At 62.6% G+C, this 19,842-nt stretch carries 18 protein-coding genes; 13 read left to right on the top strand and 5 right to left on the bottom strand.

Annotated elements, in window-relative coordinates; all coding sequences use genetic code 11:
* The 3 genes from ACVWVP_RS06410 (at position 1) to ACVWVP_RS06420 (ending at position 4,586) form a co-directional block, all read left to right on the top strand.
* Entirely contained in the window at positions 1-849 is an 849-nt protein-coding gene (locus ACVWVP_RS06410; protein WP_457404808.1) for a MaoC family dehydratase, read from the top strand.
* 301 nt (positions 850-1,150) lie between these two features.
* Positions 1,151-2,722 carry a collagen-like triple helix repeat-containing protein gene (locus ACVWVP_RS06415; RefSeq protein WP_457404809.1) on the top strand — a complete coding sequence of 524 codons (1,572 nt, stop codon included), beginning with the start codon at positions 1,151-1,153 and terminating at the stop codon, positions 2,720-2,722.
* A 181-nt stretch (positions 2,723-2,903) separates the two neighbouring features.
* Positions 2,904-4,586: a ShlB/FhaC/HecB family hemolysin secretion/activation protein gene (locus tag ACVWVP_RS06420; protein ID WP_178918471.1), complete on the top strand. Its 1,683-nt coding sequence runs from the start codon at positions 2,904-2,906 to the stop codon at positions 4,584-4,586.
* A gap of 163 nt (positions 4,587-4,749) precedes the next feature.
* Here the strand turns inward: ACVWVP_RS06420 and ACVWVP_RS06425 are convergent, their stop codons facing one another.
* Both ACVWVP_RS06425 and ACVWVP_RS06430 read right to left on the bottom strand, forming a co-directional pair.
* Positions 4,750-5,154, bottom strand: coding sequence for a response regulator (locus tag ACVWVP_RS06425; RefSeq protein WP_176999411.1), 405 nt, complete (start codon positions 5,152-5,154; stop codon positions 4,750-4,752).
* 59 nt (positions 5,155-5,213) lie between these two features.
* Positions 5,214-5,417 carry a Flp family type IVb pilin gene (locus ACVWVP_RS06430; protein ID WP_178918470.1) on the bottom strand — a complete coding sequence of 68 codons (204 nt, stop codon included), beginning with the start codon at positions 5,415-5,417 and terminating at the stop codon, positions 5,214-5,216.
* A 330-nt stretch (positions 5,418-5,747) separates the two neighbouring features.
* Here ACVWVP_RS06430 and cpaB point away from each other — a divergent pair, with 330 nt between their 5' ends.
* From cpaB to ACVWVP_RS06470, 8 genes are read left to right on the top strand one after another with little or no spacing between them, the layout of a single operon-like run.
* Entirely contained in the window at positions 5,748-6,683 is a 936-nt protein-coding gene (gene cpaB / locus ACVWVP_RS06435; protein ID WP_457404814.1) for a Flp pilus assembly protein CpaB, read from the top strand.
* Positions 6,684-6,702: 19 nt separating this feature from the next.
* Positions 6,703-7,920: a type II and III secretion system protein family protein gene (locus tag ACVWVP_RS06440; protein WP_178918468.1), complete on the top strand. Its 1,218-nt coding sequence runs from the start codon at positions 6,703-6,705 to the stop codon at positions 7,918-7,920.
* Entirely contained in the window at positions 7,917-9,110 is a 1,194-nt protein-coding gene (locus ACVWVP_RS06445; RefSeq protein WP_178918467.1) for an AAA family ATPase, read from the top strand. The genes ACVWVP_RS06440 and ACVWVP_RS06445 overlap by 4 nt, the downstream gene beginning before the upstream one ends.
* A complete protein-coding gene (locus ACVWVP_RS06450; RefSeq protein ID WP_178918466.1) occupies positions 9,107-10,381 on the top strand; it encodes a CpaF family protein in 1,275 nt (424 codons plus the stop codon). Before ACVWVP_RS06445 ends, ACVWVP_RS06450 begins: the two co-directional genes overlap by 4 nt.
* 19 nt (positions 10,382-10,400) lie before the next feature.
* A complete protein-coding gene (locus tag ACVWVP_RS06455; RefSeq protein ID WP_178918465.1) occupies positions 10,401-11,282 on the top strand; it encodes a type II secretion system F family protein in 882 nt (293 codons plus the stop codon).
* A gap of 1 nt (position 11,283) precedes the next feature.
* Entirely contained in the window at positions 11,284-12,171 is an 888-nt protein-coding gene (locus ACVWVP_RS06460; protein WP_259172580.1) for a type II secretion system F family protein, read from the top strand.
* Between the two features lie 10 nt (positions 12,172-12,181).
* The gene (locus ACVWVP_RS06465) at positions 12,182-12,907 is read left to right on the top strand and encodes a tetratricopeptide repeat protein (RefSeq protein WP_178918463.1); all 726 of its coding nucleotides are present in this window, start codon (positions 12,182-12,184) and stop codon (positions 12,905-12,907) included.
* Positions 12,908-12,917: 10 nt separating this feature from the next.
* Positions 12,918-13,184 (top strand): DUF3613 domain-containing protein, encoded by a 267-nt coding sequence (locus ACVWVP_RS06470; protein WP_178918462.1) that lies wholly within the window; start codon positions 12,918-12,920, stop codon positions 13,182-13,184.
* Positions 13,185-13,225: 41 nt separating this feature from the next.
* Here the strand turns inward: ACVWVP_RS06470 and ACVWVP_RS06475 are convergent, their stop codons facing one another.
* On the bottom strand, positions 13,226-14,008 hold the full coding sequence (locus ACVWVP_RS06475) for a response regulator transcription factor (protein WP_178918461.1): 783 nt from the start codon (positions 14,006-14,008) through the stop codon (positions 13,226-13,228).
* 126 nt (positions 14,009-14,134) lie between these two features.
* Complete coding sequence (locus ACVWVP_RS06480; protein ID WP_457404821.1) at positions 14,135-14,584, bottom strand: prepilin peptidase; 450 nt, start codon at positions 14,582-14,584, stop codon at positions 14,135-14,137.
* A 72-nt stretch (positions 14,585-14,656) separates the two neighbouring features.
* Between ACVWVP_RS06480 and ACVWVP_RS06485 the strand changes: the two genes are divergently transcribed.
* The gene (locus ACVWVP_RS06485) at positions 14,657-15,094 is read left to right on the top strand and encodes a TadE family protein (protein WP_457404823.1); all 438 of its coding nucleotides are present in this window, start codon (positions 14,657-14,659) and stop codon (positions 15,092-15,094) included.
* The gene (locus ACVWVP_RS06490) at positions 15,091-17,826 is read left to right on the top strand and encodes a PAS domain-containing sensor histidine kinase (RefSeq protein WP_457404826.1); all 2,736 of its coding nucleotides are present in this window, start codon (positions 15,091-15,093) and stop codon (positions 17,824-17,826) included. Before ACVWVP_RS06485 ends, ACVWVP_RS06490 begins: the two co-directional genes overlap by 4 nt.
* Here the strand turns inward: ACVWVP_RS06490 and ACVWVP_RS06495 are convergent.
* Positions 17,823-19,772 (bottom strand): pilus assembly protein TadG-related protein, encoded by a 1,950-nt coding sequence (locus ACVWVP_RS06495; protein WP_457404828.1) that lies wholly within the window; start codon positions 19,770-19,772, stop codon positions 17,823-17,825. The two genes, ACVWVP_RS06490 and ACVWVP_RS06495, sit on opposite strands and share 4 nt — an antisense overlap.
* Positions 19,773-19,842: the final 70 nt, after the last annotated feature.

Raw genomic sequence — 19,842 nt, forward strand, 5'->3', positions numbered from 1 at the left:
ATGGATTGGCACACCTTAGGCAGCACACCCTTCTTGCCGCCGTTGTATTGGCGGGCGGCGCTCAAGCGCAAGATCACCGGCAGCACCTTGCCCGAACAGGGCTTGCGCTGCCGGGTGCGCATCAACCCCAATGACGTGGCGGCGTACCGCAAGGTCTGTGGTTTCGCCGACAGCCCGATCTTGCCGGCGACTTATCCGCATATCCTGGCGTTCGGCCTGCAGATGCAGTTGCTCACGGCGAAGGATTTTCCCTTTCCGTTACTGGGGTTGGTTCACCTGAGCAACCGCATCCGCATTCACCGCCCCTTGGGTGGCGTCAGTGAACTGACGATCAGCGTACAGGCCTGCAACCTCCAGCCCCACAGCAAAGGGGCGACCTTTGACTTACTGACCACCGCAGAGGATTCCCTAGGGCTGTTGTGGGAGGCCGAAAGCCGCATGCTGTGTCGGGGCGTCAAGCTCGAAGGCGAAGCGCTGGATAATCCGTTGCCCACGCCCACCCAAGTCAGCGAACTGACGCGCTGGAAAGCCCCTGCCGATATCGGTCGCCGTTACGCGCGGGTCTCAGGCGACTACAACCCGATCCACCTCAGCGCCCTCACCGCCAAGCTGTTCGGGTTCCCACAAGCCATCGCCCACGGGTTGTGGAACAAAGCGCATACCCTGGCTGCGCTGGGTGAACATTTGCCCGCTGCCAATATTGAACTGCATGTCGAGTTCAACAAGCCCGTGCGCTTGCCCAGTGAAGTCACCCTGTATTGCAGTGCCCCAGGTTCCAGCGGCGAGTTGCTGTTGAAAGGTACGGGCGATCTACAACACATGGTAGGCAAGTGGCAGCCGATCGCGTAAAAATCACCGATTAATTGTATATATACATCCTAAGTTATAGCGGGCTTTTTTAAGCCCGCTATTTTATTTATGTCATTGATTTTTAAAATATATATATCTAGATACATCTACCCTTTATCGCTTTGGTATTAGTCATTAAGCCCTGGCTTGAACCCAGTATATAAATCGTTAATACCAAGTTGAGCATTGTGAGAAAGAGTGCCCGGGACTGTTATAGCCACACGGACAAACGCATCGCTATCCAAGAAATAACGAGCGTTTGAAAACAACCCAAGGTTGTACAGGTGCAAGGAACTCAATCATGAACACTCAAACTCAAGTGGTGATCTGGAAAACAAGTACCGCGCTGGCCCTGGCAGTCGCATTGGCGCTCGGAGGCTGCAGCAGCGGTGGTGGTGGGCATCACAGTGGTGGTTCGGCTTCAACCGACTCGGCAGCCGGTGGCGGTACGGGCGGTGGTACAGGTGGCGGGACCGGTGGTGGCACTGGCGGCGGAACAGGTGGCGGAACAGGCGGTGGCACCGGTGGCGGTACCACCACACCGCTGGTGACCGCGACCGTGGTCGACACCCTGGGTGACACCGTGACCGGCGTCGGTGGCGCCGTCAAAAGCCTGGGCACCACCCTTGGCAGCTTGCCGATTGTCGGCGCAACCACGGGCGGCCTGGTGACCGCCACTGGCACCGCGGTCGGCAGCATCGGCGACGGCCTGTCCACAGGACTCGGTACCATTGGCACCGACAGCAATGCACTGGGCAAAACACTGGCCGGTGTCGGCAAAGGCGTAGCCGATCTGGGCGATGGCGTCAGCACCACAGGCGGCAACGTGGCCACCCTGCTGGGGAACGTACCGGTCGTTGCCGGCGCAGCCCCTGTTGTTGGTGGCGTGGTCGACAAGGTCGGCAATGTCGTGACCATGCTCGGCGACACCTTGAGCACGGCGAGCACCACCGGCCCTCTGGGTTCGGTCACCAATACCGTCGGCGGCAAGGTGTTGGTACCGGTGGTCTCACTGGTGGAAAAAACCACCGGCCAAGTGGGCACCGCGACCGGCCTGGATACGCCAGTCGGCGGCCTGTTGAAGAAAGTCGGCAGCACCGTCGACGGCTTGGGCGATAAAGTCGCCGACGCTGGCGGCACTGGCAACCCTGTGACCGGCATCGTGGGTAACGTACTCAATGGCGTAGGCACCGTGGTGGATAAAGCCAGCGGCTATGTCGACCCAGCCACCGGCACCGGCTCCGGCAGTGGTAGCGGCGGCGGCACGGGCGGCACCGGTAACCTCGGCCTGCCAGAACTGATTGGCGGCATTATCGCAGGCGCCGGCAACGGCCTCGATGCAGGCAGCACCAACGGTGTGGTCAGCGCAGCGGGCGCTACCGGTGGCAAAGCCGGCGGCACCGTGGCGTCCCTGGGCACTCTGCTGGGTGGCAGTGGCGTACCGAACACCGCAGCGGGCGCACCGGTTGGGCAAGTGACTCAGGTGCTCGGAAATGCCCTTAACCCTGTGACCAACGGCGTCACCAGCCTGACCCAAAACGTCGGCGGCGCAACCGGCCTGGGTGCACCGATCAACGGCCTGGTCACCAACGTAGGCGGCGCAGTCAGCAACCTGGGCGGTGCCCTCAGCGGCGCCAACGCCAACCCGGTCACCAACGCCTTGGGCGGCACTGTCAGCGCGGTCGGTGGCACCGTAGCGTCCATCGGTGGCCTGGTCACCGGAGGCACCAACGCCGGTGGTGGTTTGCTCGGTGGCGGCCTGAACCTGGGGGGTAGCGCATCTGCCTCCGCAGGGGCCAGTGCCGGCGCCAACGCCAACGCCAACGGTGGTCTGCTGGGCGGCCTGCTCGGTGGCCTGACCGGCAAAAAATAGAATTGCACCTGGCCGATTAGACGGCCTCCCCTACAGCGCCTACGCTTGGTTGAGACGAGAGACCTTATAAGCCTCTCGTCTTTTTTATGGGCAAATGAAATGTCCCGGAAGTACCCGAACCGCGCCCCCAGAGCCCGGCGGGAATCTGCGAAACGCTGCTGCTTTGACCATGGAGTGTCCTATGCGCGCCTTGACGCCGTTGTTGTTGCTCACCCTCAGTACCTACGCCTGCGCCGATACCCTACCCAGCTTCCTCAATAGCAACGACACCATCCGCAACCTGCCCGTGCCCAACCTGCCCGCCGACGCCTATCGTCCGGTCGCCCCGCAAACCCAACTGCCGACACCCGCCGCCACCGAAGCCCAACCCTTGTTGATGGACACCAAAGTGACCATTCGCAAACTGCAGATCGACGGCGGTACGATTTACCCGCTCAAGGAATTGGCCCAGGTCTTCGAGCCGCTGACTGGCCACGAGACCAACCTGGCCCAGTTGATCGAAGCCACGCGCGGTATCACCCGGCGCTATCAACAGGATGGCTACCTGCTGTCCTACGCGTTCCTGCCAGAACAGAGCTTCGACGACGGCCTGGTGCACGTGGTGGTGGTGGAGGGTTATATCCGCGACTACCAACTGCAAGGCGACGTCGGCCCGGTCTCGTCCTACATCGACAAACTGGCAGAAAAACTCAAGGCCGAACGCCCACTGACCCGCAAGACCTTCGAGCGCTACACCACCTTGATGAGCACCATTCCGGGCGTGACACTGCAAGCCCAAGTACCGCCACCCAGCACCACTGGCGGCGGCACGCATATGCAAATCACCGCCAGCCGCAAGCCGTTCACCACCAGCATGAGCCTCACCGAAGCCAGCCGGGGCGGCACCCAGGCGCTGCTCAGCGCCACCAGCAATTCGCAAACATCCATGGGCGAGCAACTGAGTGTCAGTGGCCTGTTCCCACCCGGGAACGACAAAGAGCATTACTACCGTGCGGCGTATAGCCAATTCATCAATGCCGAAGGCACGCAACTGGTGTTGTCGGGCGAACGCTATCGCGCCGACCCGCGTACCAACGTGCAACTGGGCGACGGCCTGGAGCTGAAGCCGCATCAGGAAATCGATCGTTACTCCATCGGTTTCACCCACCCCTTTATCGCCTCGCCCAGCGAGTCGTTGAGCCTGGGCACGCGCCTGTACGCCGTCGACCAGACCACCCGCTACAAACTGGAAGGTTTCCCGCAACGCTTTGACCTGAAAACCGACCTGCGCGCCGTCGCGGTTGAAGGCGACTGGCGTACGGCTGACACCACCCAACTGCGCATCCTCAGCGCCGGGTTGTATCAGGGCATCAACGGCATGGGCGCCAAGACCCACTCGGACTTCGGCGGCCTCACGCCAGACCTCGACTTCTTCCGCGTGCGCCTGTCCGGGGTGCAGAGCAACAAGCTGTTCGATAACTGGCAAGGCGTACTGTCGGCGGCCGCTTACTGGACCAATGACACCCTGCCCGACAGCGAGCGCGCCACCTTTGGCGGGCAAAACTTCGGCCGTGGCTACCCCGATGACCAGGGGTCAGGCGACAAGGGCTGGGGCTTGGCGTACGAGGTCAATTACAGTTACAACCGCGCCGGCGACTGGGTGAGGATCCTGCAGCCGTACGTCGTGTTTGACCGCGCCAAGACTTGGTACAACGACCTGCCCATCCAGGGCAACGACATGTCATCAGCAGCGTTGGGCCTGCGTTTTGGCGACGCCAAGTACTACAACATCGCGCTGGAGGCGGCCAAGCCAATGTCGGAAGTGGCGTTCGACAACTATGACCGGCGGCCACGGTATTCGCTGAGTTTCAGCTACCAGCTTTGAAGGCCGACGTCGGGGCCGGGGTATAACACCGGTCCTTGTAGTGAGCGGGCTCGCCCCGCGCCAGCCCCACCACCGATCTCATGCCATCAATAAAACCGCGTCGACTGGTTTTTTTGGGGGGGGGAGTTGCCGCCTCGGCGCGGGGCAAGCCCGCTCACTACGATCAGAGGCGGGGTTTGGGCAGGGGGAACAGGCTGTTCAAGGTGTCGATCAGGCGCACCAGGTAGATCGGTTTGCGGAACAGGTCCAGCACCTGCAGCCGCAGCATGTCGCTGACGTCGTCCATTTCGGCATGGCCCGACATCACGATGACCGGCAGATGTGAACGCGAGGTGTGTTCGCGCAGGCGCTTGATCAGGGAGATGCCACTCTCCTCGGGCATGCGCAGGTCGGTAATGACCAGGGCGATATCCGGATTGAGGGTCAGCTCCTGCAAAGCGAAGGTGACAGAAGTGGCGGTGAAGCACACGAATCCCTCATTTTCGAGGGATTCGGCAAGTTCGATCAGGGCGTCCTCTTCATCGTCCACCAATAGGATTTGCTGGCGGCGAGACGACGACGGTGTCATAGACGATACCCAGTGATTAATATTCGCCAACAAAGCGTTGCATGCAACTTAGTTAAAAATCAACTGCCACTACCCGCCGGTAACGCATTTGATACAGAAGTGAAGACGTTTTTGATTTTATCACCGAGCCCAGAACCTGCACCGATAATAACCAACGCGACGATAGCCACGATAATCACATACTCAATGGCCGACGCCCCATCCCTGCGCCTGAAGAACAGCTGGGTCTGGACATACGCCTTCAAGATCAAGTCAAGAATCATAATACTTCTCCCTAATGCGCCGCAGAGCGCCGGTACAGCTGGGTTGCACGATGATTGCCGTGTGCCATTAGAGCATTGTCAACAAACCCCAGCCTCACAACTGTAAGAACGAATTAATCACAAAGTATTAGTCGTAAAGTTGGCGTCATAAAACCGTGTTTTTCATGAAAGCTTTTTTAGTTCAGAGAAATTTTGCGGCGGGTAATGGCATTTCGTCCTAGCTGAACTACCTTCCAATAGCGAAATAGTTAGATGTTCATAGCAGCCAGTGTTGCGGATTAACCCGTTTGGATTAGCGGGCAGCGGTGCAACGGGATAAGGAGAGCCGTCATGAACAGTCGTTTCAGCATGATCCTGGCCGGCGTGCTTTTAATTGGAGCCTTGATCGCCGGCTATTGGGGGCTGGCGCTGAGCCGCGCACCGGAACCTGTTGCAGCACCTGTCATTTCCGTCGAAAACAGCGTCGCCGCCATCGAAGACAAAACCCGCCAGCCGGTGGTGGTGCTAGTGCATGACGTGCCCCCCTTCGTCCCCCTCGCCGCGACCGACCTGGTCATTGAAAACCTGCGCACCGTGCCCGCTGGCAGCCTCACCCGCCTCGACCAGGCTATCGGTCGCATCCCTTTGCGCACCCTGGGCGCCGGCAACTGGTTGAGCGAAGAAAACTTCAGCGCCGGCGGCCCGCTGGCCCGCATGATCCGCCCGGATGAACGCGCCCTGGCAGTGGCGGTGGACGAGGTGATCGGCGCCGCCGGCCAACTGAGCCCCGGCGACTTCGTCGATATCCTGCTGTTCCTGCGCCAGGAGCCCGGCAACACCGAGCAGTCGGCACAGGTGGTAATCCCGGCCATGCGCCTGCTCAGTGTCGGCGACCAAGTGGGCCTGGCCAATGACGGCAAACCCGCCACCATACCGCCCTCAACGCCCGAGGAAAAAGCCCAGGCCGCCCAACGCAGGGCCGGCGCGCGCACCGTGGTGCTGGCGGTTCCCGAACCCTTATTGAGCCGCCTGATGCTGGCGTCCCAGGCAGGCATTTTGCGCCTGGCCGTACGCAGCGCCGACGAACAACTGCTGAGCCGCTACTGGGCCGGCGAAAACGACTCGGTGGAAAAAGTGCAAAGCGCCGACCGCGATCTCTACCAATTCACCCAGTTGGCCATGGCGCCCCCGCCGAAAAGAACCGCACCGGTGGCAGCCGTCCAAGGCGGCCAACGCCGTGGCATTGAAGTGATCCGTGGTGCGCAAGCCGCCGAACAAACGCCCTGATTGAACAAGGAAGCCTTGAATGAGCCATCGCTACGCTCAAATGGCCTTGGTCCTGATGCTGTCGAGCCTGCCCGTGGGCTTGGCCTTCGCCGCGTCGGGTAGCTGCAGCGCCCTGGGCCAGTTGCCCGCCGTGGTTGAAGTGGGAGAAGGGTTGCAACAGGAGCTGCAATCGCCGGTCGCCATTACTCGACTGGCCATCGGCGACCCCAGGATTGCCGATGTGCGGATCAACGGCGACCGTAACTTCCTGCTCACCGGCGTGGGCGCCGGGACAACCAGCCTGATGGTCTGGACCGGCTGCTCGACCACGCCGCGCCAGAGCATGGTGTTCGTCAAAGGCAAGGCCACCGCAGCCCTGACGAGCCTGTCGCTGCCGCCGTCCGAAGACCCGACATTACCCAGCCAGGTGCAGACCGATATCCGCTTCGTCGAAGTCAGTCGCACCAAGCTCAAGGAGGCCAGCACCTCGTTGTTCGGCCAGGGCGGCAACTTCCTGTTCGGCAGCCCGGGCAACGGTTCCATTCCCGCCACCACCGCCAACAGTTTCCGTGGGCAGGCGGTGAACAACGGTTTCTTCAACATCGGTTTTGGTGGCGGGCGGATCTCGGCCATGATCAATGCCCTGGAACAAAGCGGCTTCGCCTACACCCTGTCACGTCCCAGCCTGGTAGCCCTCAGTGGGCAGAGCGCGACCTTCCTCGCCGGTGGCGAAGTGCCGATCCCGGTCCCCAGCAGTGGCAGCGACAGCATCTCCATCGAGTACAAGGAGTTCGGCATCCGCCTGACACTCACGCCCACCGTCATCGACCGTAACCGCATCACCCTCAAGGTAGCGCCCGAAGTCAGCGAGCTGGACTACAGCAACGCGGTGCAGATCGAAGGCATCCAGGTGCCCGCCCTCACCGTGCGCCGTACCGACACCAGCGTGTCCCTGGCCGATGGCGAAAGCTTCGTGATCAGCGGCCTGATCAGCAGCACCAACCGCTCCACCATCAGCAAGTTCCCAGGACTGGGTGACATCCCGATCCTGGGGGCGTTTTTCCGCGACTCCAATATCAGCCGTGAAGAAAAAGAGCTGTTGATGATCGTCACGCCGCACTTGGTACAACCGTTGGCGGCCAACGCCCAATTGCCCTCGTTGCCCGGCGAGAAACTGCGCAACTACGACCCGAACTGGTATCGGCTGTTCTTTCTGGAAAACGGCAACTTCGACCGTCGCAGTGGACTTTCCCAATGAGCGATAGCCTGAGCCAGACGTTTCTGGCAATCACACGCAACACCACCGACCTGGAATGGCTGCAGGGTGCCCTTGCACCGTTGGGCCAGGTGGTCAGCGCCGGTGGCGGCAGCCTGGATGAACTGCTGGCGCTGGTGGACGTGACCTTTGCCAACCTGGTGTTCGTGGGCCTGGACCGCGAGCACGTGGTGGCCCAGAGCGCGTTGATCGAAGGCGCGCTGGAAGCCAAGCCGATGCTGGCGATCGTGGCGCTCGGCGACGGCATGGACAACCAGCTCGTGCTCAATGCCATGCGCGCCGGGGCGCGGGATTTTGTCGCCTACGGCTCACGCTCCAGCGAAGTGGCCGGGCTGGTGCGGCGCCTGAGCAAGCGCCTGCCACCTGCCACGCCGAACACCCAGCTCGGCGGCCTCACCGTGCTCTACGGCACCCAGGGCAACGCCGACGGCGCCTTGCTGGCCAGCCACCTGGCCATGGTCGTGCAGAAGAGCGGGCAACACACGCTGTTGCTCGACCTGGGCCTGCCACGGGGCGACAGCCTGGCGCTACTGGGCCTGGAAAGTACCTTCAACTTCGGCGACGCCCTGCGCCACCTGCGCCGCCTCGACACCACCCTGATCAACAGCGCCTTCGCGGCCAGCGAAGACGGCTTGCGCATCCTCGCCTATGCCCCCAGCGATGAGCCCCTGGAGCTGACCAGCGCCGCCGAGCTGTACATGCTGCTCAGCGCCCTGCGCCAGCACTTTCAGCACATCGTGGTGAACCTCACCGGCCAGCCCGACAGCGAGGCGCTGCGTACCTTTGTCAGCCATTGCGACAAGCTGCTGTGGTGCACCGACCAGAGCGTGCTCGACTGCCGGCGCAACCTGGCGGTGCTCAATCAATGGCGCGAAAAAGGCATGCGCCTGGACCACGCCAAGCTGCTGGTCGACCGCTACATCAAGGGCTGCGCCCCGGACACCGAGGCCCTCGGCAAAAGCTTCGGCCTGGAGGTGATTGCCGTGCTGCCGTTCAGCCCGGAGGTGCGCCTGAATGCCAAGAACCAGGGCCAGACCCTGTTCACCTTGTCGCCCCGCGAGAACCTGACCCACGCCCTGAAAGCCCTGGGCGAACGCCTGGCCAAACGCTCCGAAGGCCTGGCAAAACCGTCGATGAGCTGGTTCGAGCGCCTGATGGGAAGTGGTCGATGAACGGCGAAAAACTCTTCGGCGCCCCCGCCCGAGGCGTAGCGGGCCACAGCGATCACGACGGCCTGAAACTGGTGCTGCATCGCTACATCATCGATGCCATCGAAGAGTCGGGCAAAAACCTGCTGGAAGGCTCGCGTCAATCCCTCGCGCAGTTCGTGATCGACAAAGTGTCCGAGTACATCACGCGCATGCACCTGGCGATTTCCCGTTACGAAATGGAGCGGCTGGCCGAAGAGATTGTCGACGAGCTCACCGGCTTTGGTCCCTTGGAAGTGCTGCTGCGCGACACCTCGGTGACCGAAATCCTGGTCAACGGCCCGCACCGGGTGTTCATCGAGCGCGACGGTTTACTGCATCAGAGCGACCTGCGCTTTATCGACGCTCACCATGTGGAGCGGGTGATGCAGCGTATCCTCGCACCGCTGGGCCGGCGCCTGGATGAATCCTCGCCGATGGTGGACGCCCGCCTGCCCGATGGCAGCCGGGTCAACGCAATCATCCCGCCGATTGCCCTGGACGGCCCCTGCCTGTCGATTCGTAAGTTCCGCAAAGACATGCTCAAGAGCAGCGACCTGGTGGCGATGCAGACCATCGACCAAAGCATCTTCGAGTTCTTCCAGGAGGCGGTGGGCAAGCGCTGCAACGTTTTGATCAGCGGTGGTACGGGCACCGGCAAGACCACCTTGCTCAACATCCTCAGCCAGTTGATCAACCCTCACGAGCGCCTGGTGACCATCGAAGACGTGGCCGAACTGCAACTGGGCCACCCCCACGTGGTGCGCCTGGAAACCCGCCCGCCGAATGCCGAGGGCCACGGTGAAGTCAAGGCCAGTGACCTGATCCGCAACGCCCTGCGGATGCGCCCCGACCGCATCATCCTCGGCGAAATCCGTGGCGTGGAAGTGCTCGATGTGATGACCGCAATGAACACCGGTCACGACGGTTCCATGAGCACCGTGCACGCCAACAATGCCCAGGACGCATTGCTGCGCCTAGAGACCCTGGTGGGCCTGACCGGTCGCGTGGTGGCGGAAAAAACCCTGCGGCAGATGATCTGCGCGGCGCTGGACGTGGTGATCCAGCTGACCCGCCTGCCCGACGGCCGCCGCTGCGTGAGTGAGGTGGTGGAAGTGGTCGGGGTGCGCGACGACGTCTACGTCATCAATACCCTGTTCCGTCTCGACCGGCGCACCGGCTTCGGCTTCCTGCGTGAGGCGATCAACCCTGCGGGCGACAAGCTGCGCCACGAATCGGCATTGCCGCTGCCATAGTCAGAGGGAGAGAGGACGGATGACCGGGCCCATTCTGCTGCTAATCTGCATCATCCTGATCGGCCTGTCGTATCGCCTGTTTCAAAACGGCTTGCGCCAGGCCGGCAACGACCGCGTGCTGGAACGCCTCACCGACGGCCAGCCGGTGCAGGAAGCCCCGAATACCACCTGGAACGCACTGGAGCGCATGTTCCAACGCGCCGGCCTGGGCAAACCCACTGACCGCCTGTGGCTGTGGCTCACCGGTTGGGCATTGTGCGCCCTGCTCGGCTATTACCTCGCCCATTGGCTGGGGGCGCTGGCGATGCTGGTGTTACCGCCCCTGGCAATGCGCCTGTACATCGCCTGGCGCTATCAACGGCGCGTGCAGCGCATGATCGAGCAATTGCCGCAGTTGCTGGACCACAGCGTGCGCAGCCTCAAGTCCGGGCGCACCTTGGCAGACGCGGTACTGGGCGGTATCGAAAACACCGAAAACCCGCTCAAGTACGCGATGAGCCGCATCCAGCGCAACGTGCAGATGGGTGTGAGCCTGCCGGATTCCGTCAGCGACTTTGCCGAGTTCTACGAGCAGGACGAGTTCCGTCTGTTTGCCCTGGGCTTGAAGGTCAATCATCGCTACGGCGGCAACGCCAGCGAGCTGCTGGAAAACCTGATCAAGATGATCCGCGAGCGCGAGCAAGGCAGCCGCCAGCTCAAGGCCATGACCGGCGAAACGCGCATGACCGCCTATGTGCTGGCGGGTCTGCCGGTGCTCATGGTCGGCTACTTCCTGATCATCAACCCCGGCTACCTGATGACCATGTGGAACGACGAAACCGGGCGCTATTTACTGTTCGGTGCCTTAGCGATGGACGTGACGGGCACCTTCGTCATGTGGCGCATGTTGCGGAGTATTTGAGATGGCGTTATTGGCCAGTGCCCTGTTGCTGCTCGCCGCCGTGGTGTTGATCACCGGCCACTGGCTGGAACAACGCCGGCGCCAGCGCCTGGTCACCCAGCGCCTGCAGGGCCAACTGAGCCGCGAAGACCGCTTCGGCAGCCTGCTGCGCCAATTGGGTGCCAGCCCCCTTGCCCAGCGCTCGGTGAGCCTGGACAACGAGACCCAGACCCTGCTCAACCGCATCGGCTGGCGCAAGGCCAACCAGCGCTCGCTGTTTGCTGCCTTCCAGATTGGCGTGCCCATCGTGTTGCTGGCGGTCTCAGTGGTCGGCCAGCGTTTGCTGTTTCCCCATGCCGAATCGCCGTGGATCGCGCCTGTTATCGCCTTGGGCATTGGCTACCTGTTGCCCAAGCGCATCCTGGCGGCGGCGGCGAAAGCCCGTCAGCAACGCATCGCCCGGGAGATATCTACGTTCATCCCGTTGCTGCGCATCCTCTTCGAGTCGGGCATGGCGGTCGAGCAGTCGTTGCGCGTGCTGGGCACCGAGGCCCAGCGCTTGTTGCCGGACCTTACCCAGGAACTGCGCCTGATCCTGGCGCGGGTCGACTCCGGCCTGGAGTTGGGCGAAGAACTGGGCAAGACCGCACGACTGCTGGCCGTGGATGAGTTCACCGACACCTGCGTGATCCTGCAGCAACTGATCCAGCAAGGCGGCGGCGCGATGAAATCGTTGCTGGCGCTCAAGCAATTGCTCGATGACCGGCGCCTGACCCGCTTGCAGGAATACATCTCGAAGATGTCGGCCAAGATGTCCGTGGTGATGATGGTTTTCTTGTTCCCGGCCCTGCTGACGGTGCTGGGCGGCCCGGCCTTCATCGCCATCGCCCGCGCCCTGAATAACTTTTAAGGAGCCTTTGATGAAACTACTGATCGGCGCACTGAGCCTGTTAATGCTCGGCGGCTGTGCCACCAACGGCCAGACACCCTGGGCCGTGCTGAGCGGTTCGAGCAGTTGCTCCAAGCCCAGCGCCGAGCAGGAGCTGGCGCTGAACCTGGCCGATGACATGGCCAACGAAGGCAAGCTGCACGCCAGCCTGGCCAACCTGCAGAGCCTGCCCGATGCGCTGCCCCAGGTGCGCCTGCGCAAGGCCCGGGCTGCGCGCCTGCTGGGCCGCAGCGAGGCCGAGCCGATGTACCGCAGCCTGGTGGGCACTTGCCTGGCCGCCGAAGGCGAGCATGGTCTGGGCCAGCTGGCGTCGGCCAGGGGCAACAACGACCAGGCCCTGGCCCACATGCAGCGTGCCGCGCAGTTGGCGCCTACCAACGAAAAAATCCGCAATGACCTGGGGGTCGTGTACCTCGATCAGTTGCGCCTGGAGGAGGCCCGCTTCGAATTCCTCACGGCCATGGAGCTCAAGCAGAGCGACCAACTGGCGGCCGTCAACATGGTGACTTTGCTGATCTACCAGGATAACTGGGGGCAAGCCGCGCAACTCGTCAGCCAACTGAGCCTGAGCCCGGAACAGGTGAACAATGCACAGGTTCGGGCCCAGAGGCTCAAGGCGTCGAGCAAGGCAGTAGCGCGTAAACCCAAGGACCAAGTGGCTGCCGTCAGCGATGCGCTGCCGGCCACCGTGAAATAGGGAGTTGATGATGAAAGCCCACTACCTCGCCTGCCTCGCCTTGCTGCCGCTGATGGCCCAGGCCATCGAGCCCGGCCCCTCGTCCCCGCAGCAGGCCGAAACCGAAAACTGGCTGACCTTGCAGCTCAGCGGCCGCGTCGCCTCGACCACCCCGCAAACCGCCTCCCCGACCGAGCGCGACCAGGCGTTCAAGCGCTGGCTGGACAACAAGCACACGATTCCGGAGTTCTTTGATCCGGACGCGGGGGGCCAATCGGGAGGGGGCGCTAAAAAATGATGAGGTGAGGGAGCTGGCTCCCTCACCCTCAATGGCTCAGGTCAGTGAGCGGTGACCCGCTGGCGCATTGCCGAATTACTCGGTGACAGCGCCAATGCCAGCTGCGTGCGGTTATGCATGTGCGTCAGGCGCAGCACCTGGGACACGTAGAGTTTCACCGTGTTTTCGGTGATCCCCAGCTCGCAGGCGATCTGGTAGTTGGTCTGGCCCTTGCCCACCAGCCTGGCGACGTCCAGTTGCCGGGGTGACAACTGGTTGAAGATCGTCGGAATTTCCAGCGGCCCGGTATCGTCTGCCGAAATATCGCCATCGGTGTCCTGGGCCGGGCTGCGCCGCACTTTGTCGAGGTCCTGGTACAGGTCGTTGATGGACTCGGACAGGTACTGCAACTTCTGGTTCAAGTGCCCCAGTTGCAACTCCTTCTGCCGCTCCTCCAGAGCCGCCTCCTGGCGCTGCAAGCCTTCGAGCAGTTCGTCGAGGTTGATCGGCTTTTGGTAGTAATCGGAGATGCCCGCCCGCAAGGCCTTGATCACGTCCTGCTTGTCGGCGCGACCGGTGAGCATGATTGCCTCGAACGCGCGCTGCTTGCCGGCAACCCGCTGCAGCGCCTGCACCAGCTCGATACCGTCCATGTCCGGCATGTGCAGGTCGCACAGCACCAGGCCGATCTCAGTGTCCTCGCTGAAGCGCTTCAAGGCGTGCCGGCTGGACTCGCAAGGAACGCAGCGATAACCACTGCTTTCAAGAAACTCACAAAGCTCTTCGACGATCAACGGCTGGTCGTCGACCACGAGCACTTTCACTGCTGACGTAAGCTTGTTCACGCGCTACTCCATGCCTGGCAAGCCAAAAGTTTGACCTATCCCTTCTGACGAAGAATCCTATACATCGATGTAATAAACGTAGACCTACTTTCCGACTATGTACATAGCGATAGAGGCCTTCTGCGACTAATGGATCCAAAACCAGTACAAGGCAAAACCTGTCAGTAAATAGGGTGCAAACGGCTGCTTTGTTGGCGCCTGATCGGGCCCGGGCCCAACGCGTGCGCTAAGCCTTTGACCCACAAAGGCCCATGCGCCCATTGTCACAGCGGCCCCGATCAGCGACCACAACAAATAGTCGGGGCTGGTCGCCAGCGCCAGGGCGGCCAGCAGCTTCACATCACCGGCGCCAAAGCGCCCCAGCACATAGCCCGGCAGGCCCAGCAGCAGCGCCAGGGCAAAGGCCCAGCCGCCCTCACCGGCGGGTGCGCCGATCCAGGTGACGCCCATCCACAGCAGGTAGATCAGCGCGAGCAGGCCGGCGCCCAGCGTCAACCCGTTGGCGATTTGTCGCTGACGCAGGTCCTGCACTGAGCACAGCACCAACCAGAACAGGATTACCAAGCCTTGGGTCACGTAAAAAACATCCCTTTTTGCTGATTGATTCTATGCTGATATCAAGTAGTAGCCGTCAGGGTAGACGCGGTCATGCAAACAAGCCTCCCCCGCAAGCAAAAAGGTGCCGCGGCGATAGAGTTCGCCCTGGTCTTCGTGATCTTTTTTGCCGTCTTCTACGGACTGGTCAGCTATAGCCTACCGTTGCTGCTGATGCAGTCATTCCACCAGGCGGCCGCCGAAGGTGTACGCCGCAGCGTGTCACTAGACCCTTCCACCGTCGGCTATTCAGGCCTGGTGACACAACGCGCCCAGGCCGCCACCCTGGCGCAACTGAACTGGATTCCCGCTTCGTTCAAATTTCTCCCCAGCTACGTGAATGCGACCTACGTCGGCACCACCCTGACGGTGACGATCAGTTACCCCTCCTCCAGCCTCAAGTCCGTGCTGCCGGTGCTGGTGTTGCCGGGCATAGGCGCAGTGCCCAAATTGCCGACTTACCTCTCCGCCACGTCGAGCCTTCAGTTTTGACGCCGGGGGATAAGCTGCTTGGGCGTTTGCTGGGTCGCAGCAGCTCGCTGCCTTTCGATGCAACGACCCCCGCGTTCAATGGCCTGCAACTGCAACTGGACGCTCAGGGCCATGTGCTGAGCATCAGCGGCACCTTGCGCACGCAGCTCGCCCAACACCTGCTCCCCGACGCCACGCCGCCTCTGCACAGTTTGTTGCGCGCCAACAGCGCGCTGAGCATCGAAGGCCAGCCGAGCGACTGGCAACGCCATGGCCTGGACCTCGACTTCCAGGGCATCGCCGGCCAGACCCTGCACACCCGTGGCTGGATCGAGCCCGATGGCGAGCACTGGACCCTGCGCCTGCTGGACGTCAGCGACCTGTTGGCCGGCCGCCAGCTGGCCCAGCACCGCGAACAGAACCATCAGTTGGCCTGCCAGATGAGCGAACAACTGCGGGTGTGTACCCTCAGCCGCCTGCCGGAAGTGCTCAACGAACACTTGGCCAGCGTGGCCCAGCGCTGGCGCATCCCGTGCATTGCCCTGGCGCTGCTCGACGATGGCGACCAGGGTTGGCGCATCTACGGCCAGTACGCCGCCCATGACGCCCCTGCGTTGTGGCAGACCGCGCAGCGCCTGGGCACCAGCCTGGACAGCGTCAACGGCAATGCCCCACTGAGCCTGGACATCGCCCGGGGCCACAACGACAACCCGCGCCTGCACAGAGTGTTCGGCAATGCCGACGGCTTTCTGGTGCCTTACCGTGACGGCCAGGGCGTTGCCGCCTGGTTGCTGTGCGGGTTCTACAACAGCCAATCCCAGACCAGCGAACGGGACTGGCTGAACCTCACCGCCGCCCTCGCCGCCCCCCTGCTGAGCCGTTTGCGTGAACAGCGTCATCATCAGCAACTGGAGCGCGTCGAAGCCCTGCAAGGTTTGCTCGGCACCGGTTGGTGGGAGCTGTTGCCGGCCACCCAGGAGATTCAACTGGCCCCGCAACTGCTGCGCAGCCTGAGCCTCGACGACGGCCCCACTCGCCAGCCCCTCGACTTATGGCTGGAACTGATCCACCCCGCCGACCGCCAGGAACTCGGCAGTCGCCTGCATGACCTGCAAGCCTTGGGCAAACCCTTGCTCACCAGCGTGCGCCTGCAACGCAGCGATACCGAGCACCCCATCTGGTACCGCGTGCAGGGCCAAGTGCTGGGGGTGGGCGACAGCCGCCGCTGGATCGGCTTCATGCTCGACATCAGCGACATCAAGAACCAGCAACTGCACGCTGCTGCGGCCCATGCGCGTCTGGATAACCTGATCGCCAGCTCCCCCGCCGTGATCTATGTGCAGCGCTACGTCAACGGGGCGCTGCAACCGGTGTTCTTCAGCGACAGCCTGCTGCCGCTGCTGGGCTGGACGCTGGCCGAGTGCGACGGGGCCGCGCTGGCATTGCTGATCCACCCCGAAGACCGCGAGCTGTATTTCGAACGCACCCGCCAGTTGCTGCGCGAAGGCACAGTGCGCAGTCGCTACCGGGTCCGCGACAAACAAGGTCACTACCACTGGCTGCTCGACGAAGCCAAGTTGCTGCGCGACGACCTCGGCCTGCCGGTGGAAGCGGTCGGCCTGTGGCTGGACGTCACCGAGGCGACCCTGGCGGCCGAGCAGGTCAAGCAGAGCGAGGAGCGCTACCGCATCCTCGTGGAAGACTCCCCGGCGATGATCTGCCGCTACCGGCCCGACCTGACGCTGACCTTCGGCAACACGCCCCTGGCCAATTACCTGGAATGCCTGCCCGCGCAACTGCCGGGGGTGAACCTGGGGGAATGGCTGTCGACCGAACAGCGCCACGCCTTTGTGCAGCGCATCGGCCAGCTGACCCCGGAATTCCCCGTGAGCACCGCCGAAATCAGCCTGCAATTGCCGGGACGCGAGCACGCCTGGTGGGTGTGGTCGGACCGTGGGGTATTCGATGACAGCGGCGCGCTGGTAGAAGTCCAGGCCGTCGGCCGGGACAACACCGAAGTGCGCCGCTCCCAGCAACAACTGACGCAAAGCGCCAAGATGGCCACCCTCGGCGAAATGGCCACCGGCCTGGCCCACGAGATCAACCAACCGTTGAACGTGATGCGCATGGCCATCGTCAACGTGCTCAAGCGCTTGAGCAACGGCGACGCCCAGATCGACTACCTCACCGAAAAGCTCCAGCGCATTGATGCCCAGGTACAACGGGCCGCGAAGGTGGTGGACCATATGCGTGTGTTCGGCCGGCGCTCGGAAATCGAACAGCAGCCCTTTGACCCGGCGCAGGCCGTGGAAGGCACGCTGTCGCTGCTGAGTGAAGGCTTGCGCGGCAAGGGCGTGGAGGTGCGCCTGACGCCTGCGGACTTCTCAGTGAAGGTCATCGGTTACGCGGACCAACTTGAACAGGTGCTGATCAACCTGATGGTCAACGCCCGCGATGCGCTGCTGAGCCAGCGGGAAAAAAATCCCGGTTTGAACCCGTGGATTGCCGTGCACACTGAACATGACAGCCGCCATGTGCGCATCTGGGTCGAGGACAACGGCGGCGGCATCGACCCGCGCCTGCTGGAGCGAATTTTCGAACCGTTCTTTACCACCAAGCCGATTGGCGTGGGCACCGGATTGGGCTTGTCGGTGAGCTACGGCATCGTGGAAAACATGGGCGGGCGCCTGAGTGTCAGCAACGGTGAGCACGGCGCACGGTTCTGTGTGGAGCTGCCGATCATCACCGCCTAGATCACCAGGTAAGCGCGGCCCATGTGGCAGGTGAGGTTGGCCCCCACTTCGGCGTTGCCCAGGCTGATGCCCAAGGCCGAAAGCAGGGTGTTGACGATGGGGTCTAGTATCGGCGCCAGCACGTTCTGTATCAGCCCCACGACGGACGAGATGATGGTGGTCAACGCATTGGCGACCGTCGCATTGCCACTGTTGGGCGTACTGCCGGTCGGCGGTACGTAAGTCACCTGCAGGCCCGACAACGTGGCGCCCAGGCTGTTGATGATATTGGCGGTACCGGGTGGGCTCTGGTAGGTCGGCGTCGCGTTCATTTCAGCCACGGGTAAAAACAGCAAGGGGCTGGTTTGCTGGCCGATGGTGGACAGCGCCCTCAAGTTCAAGCCGCCGCCCACCCCGGCCGTACGCGGGCCGCAGATCAAGGTCAGCACGATGCAATAGTGCTCGCCAAAATCGATCAGCCTGACCGGCTGTACATTGACCGGCGCCGAGGACGAAAACGCCGATACCGGGTCCACATAGCCCACGCCCAAGGTGGCGACGGCGGTAGTGGCCTGCACCGTCAACGACTTGGTGGCCGGCGTGGCACAACTGAAATCCGTCACGTGGCTCTCGGCGCTGGCGGCCTCGATATAGATGGACAGGGACTGGGTGATATCCACGTCTGTGACATTGCACGCCACCAGGCACAGGACGCCCCCGACCACCGCAGGAATATTCAGGTTCAGCAGGCCGCCTACCACCTTCGACACGGGCGTGGCGAGACCGGTCAGGATCGAGGCCACCCCCGACACCAACTTGAGCACCGGCGCCTGCACCACCACCAGGGTGCGCACTTGTGCCGTGCGCACGAAGATCTGATCGGTCGGCGGCGTCTTGGCCAGCCCGGCCTTGGCCAGTGCGGGGTTGCCAATCGCCGAGAGTTGCGGCGGTTCGATCACCTTGGTCTGGATCGAGACATTGCCCACCAGGGGGATATTGAGTTGAACCGCCGCGCTCACCGCGCTCTTGCTGCTGGACAGTTGCGCCACCGCCTCCAGCAGTTGGAACAGCTGCACTGTGGAGTTCAGCGCAGCAATCGGCGTGCCGGTGGCCACGTTCAGCAAACTGCCCACAGTCAGCAGTTGGGTATTGGGGGCGATGGCTTCCAGCGCCAGCACGTTGTTGATGACCGCCGTGGCCGCGGCGCCGTTCTTTTGCAGCAACATCACCGTCGCATGGATCAGGTCGGTGGCCGAGGCCTTGGTCGCCAGCAGCGCGGTGTAGTCACCTGCGGTCACGTTCAGGCGGATAGCCAACTGGTCCAGGTAACCGAGCAGGTTGACGTTGGTGGACACGATCCCGTTCCAGCCCGCCGCCGTCAGCGACAGGCTGCCACCGAGCAAATTGCCAAAGGTGAAGTTAAGCAACGGCGATTTCGTGGAGTCGACCGTGGCCAGGCTGCTGCGGATGGTCAGTTGCGCGACAGGCGGTGCCTGGGCCGCCACGGCGGTAGCACTCAGGACGGTCTGCGCATTGAATGCTTTACCGTGGAAAAGGTTCAGGATGCCATTGGCGATGCTGGTCATCACCGTGCGCGAGGCCACCACGCGGATCGCGTCGTTCTTGGTGGCATCGGCGGTAAATACGCGCAGGTTGCTGGCGTTGGTGGCGAGGGTGCCGCAGGTCACCACCAGCGTGCGGCTGTTATCGCCGGCCACCAGCGTGAAACCGTTGCGCTTGGCATTTTGCACGGCATAGGCATTGGCGGTGGTGCTGCTGCCGCATTGCCCGCCCAGGCCTGCTGCCTCCAGCGCCGAGGTGTCGGCAATGGACTGCACCTTGCGTTTTTCGAGGTACAACCGCCCGCTGTCGACCGCCAGCAGCATGAATATCAAGGCAAGCGCCAAGGTACCCGCCGCCATCAGGCCGATCGCACCACGTTGCCTGGAACGAAGTCGGGGAGACATCGAGCACTCCTTTGGCGCTTACTCTCCGTAGGTGCAATGAAGTGTAGTCAAGGCTGGGCAGGGGTGATGA

This window comes from Pseudomonas sp. TE24901 (assembly GCF_054058375.1).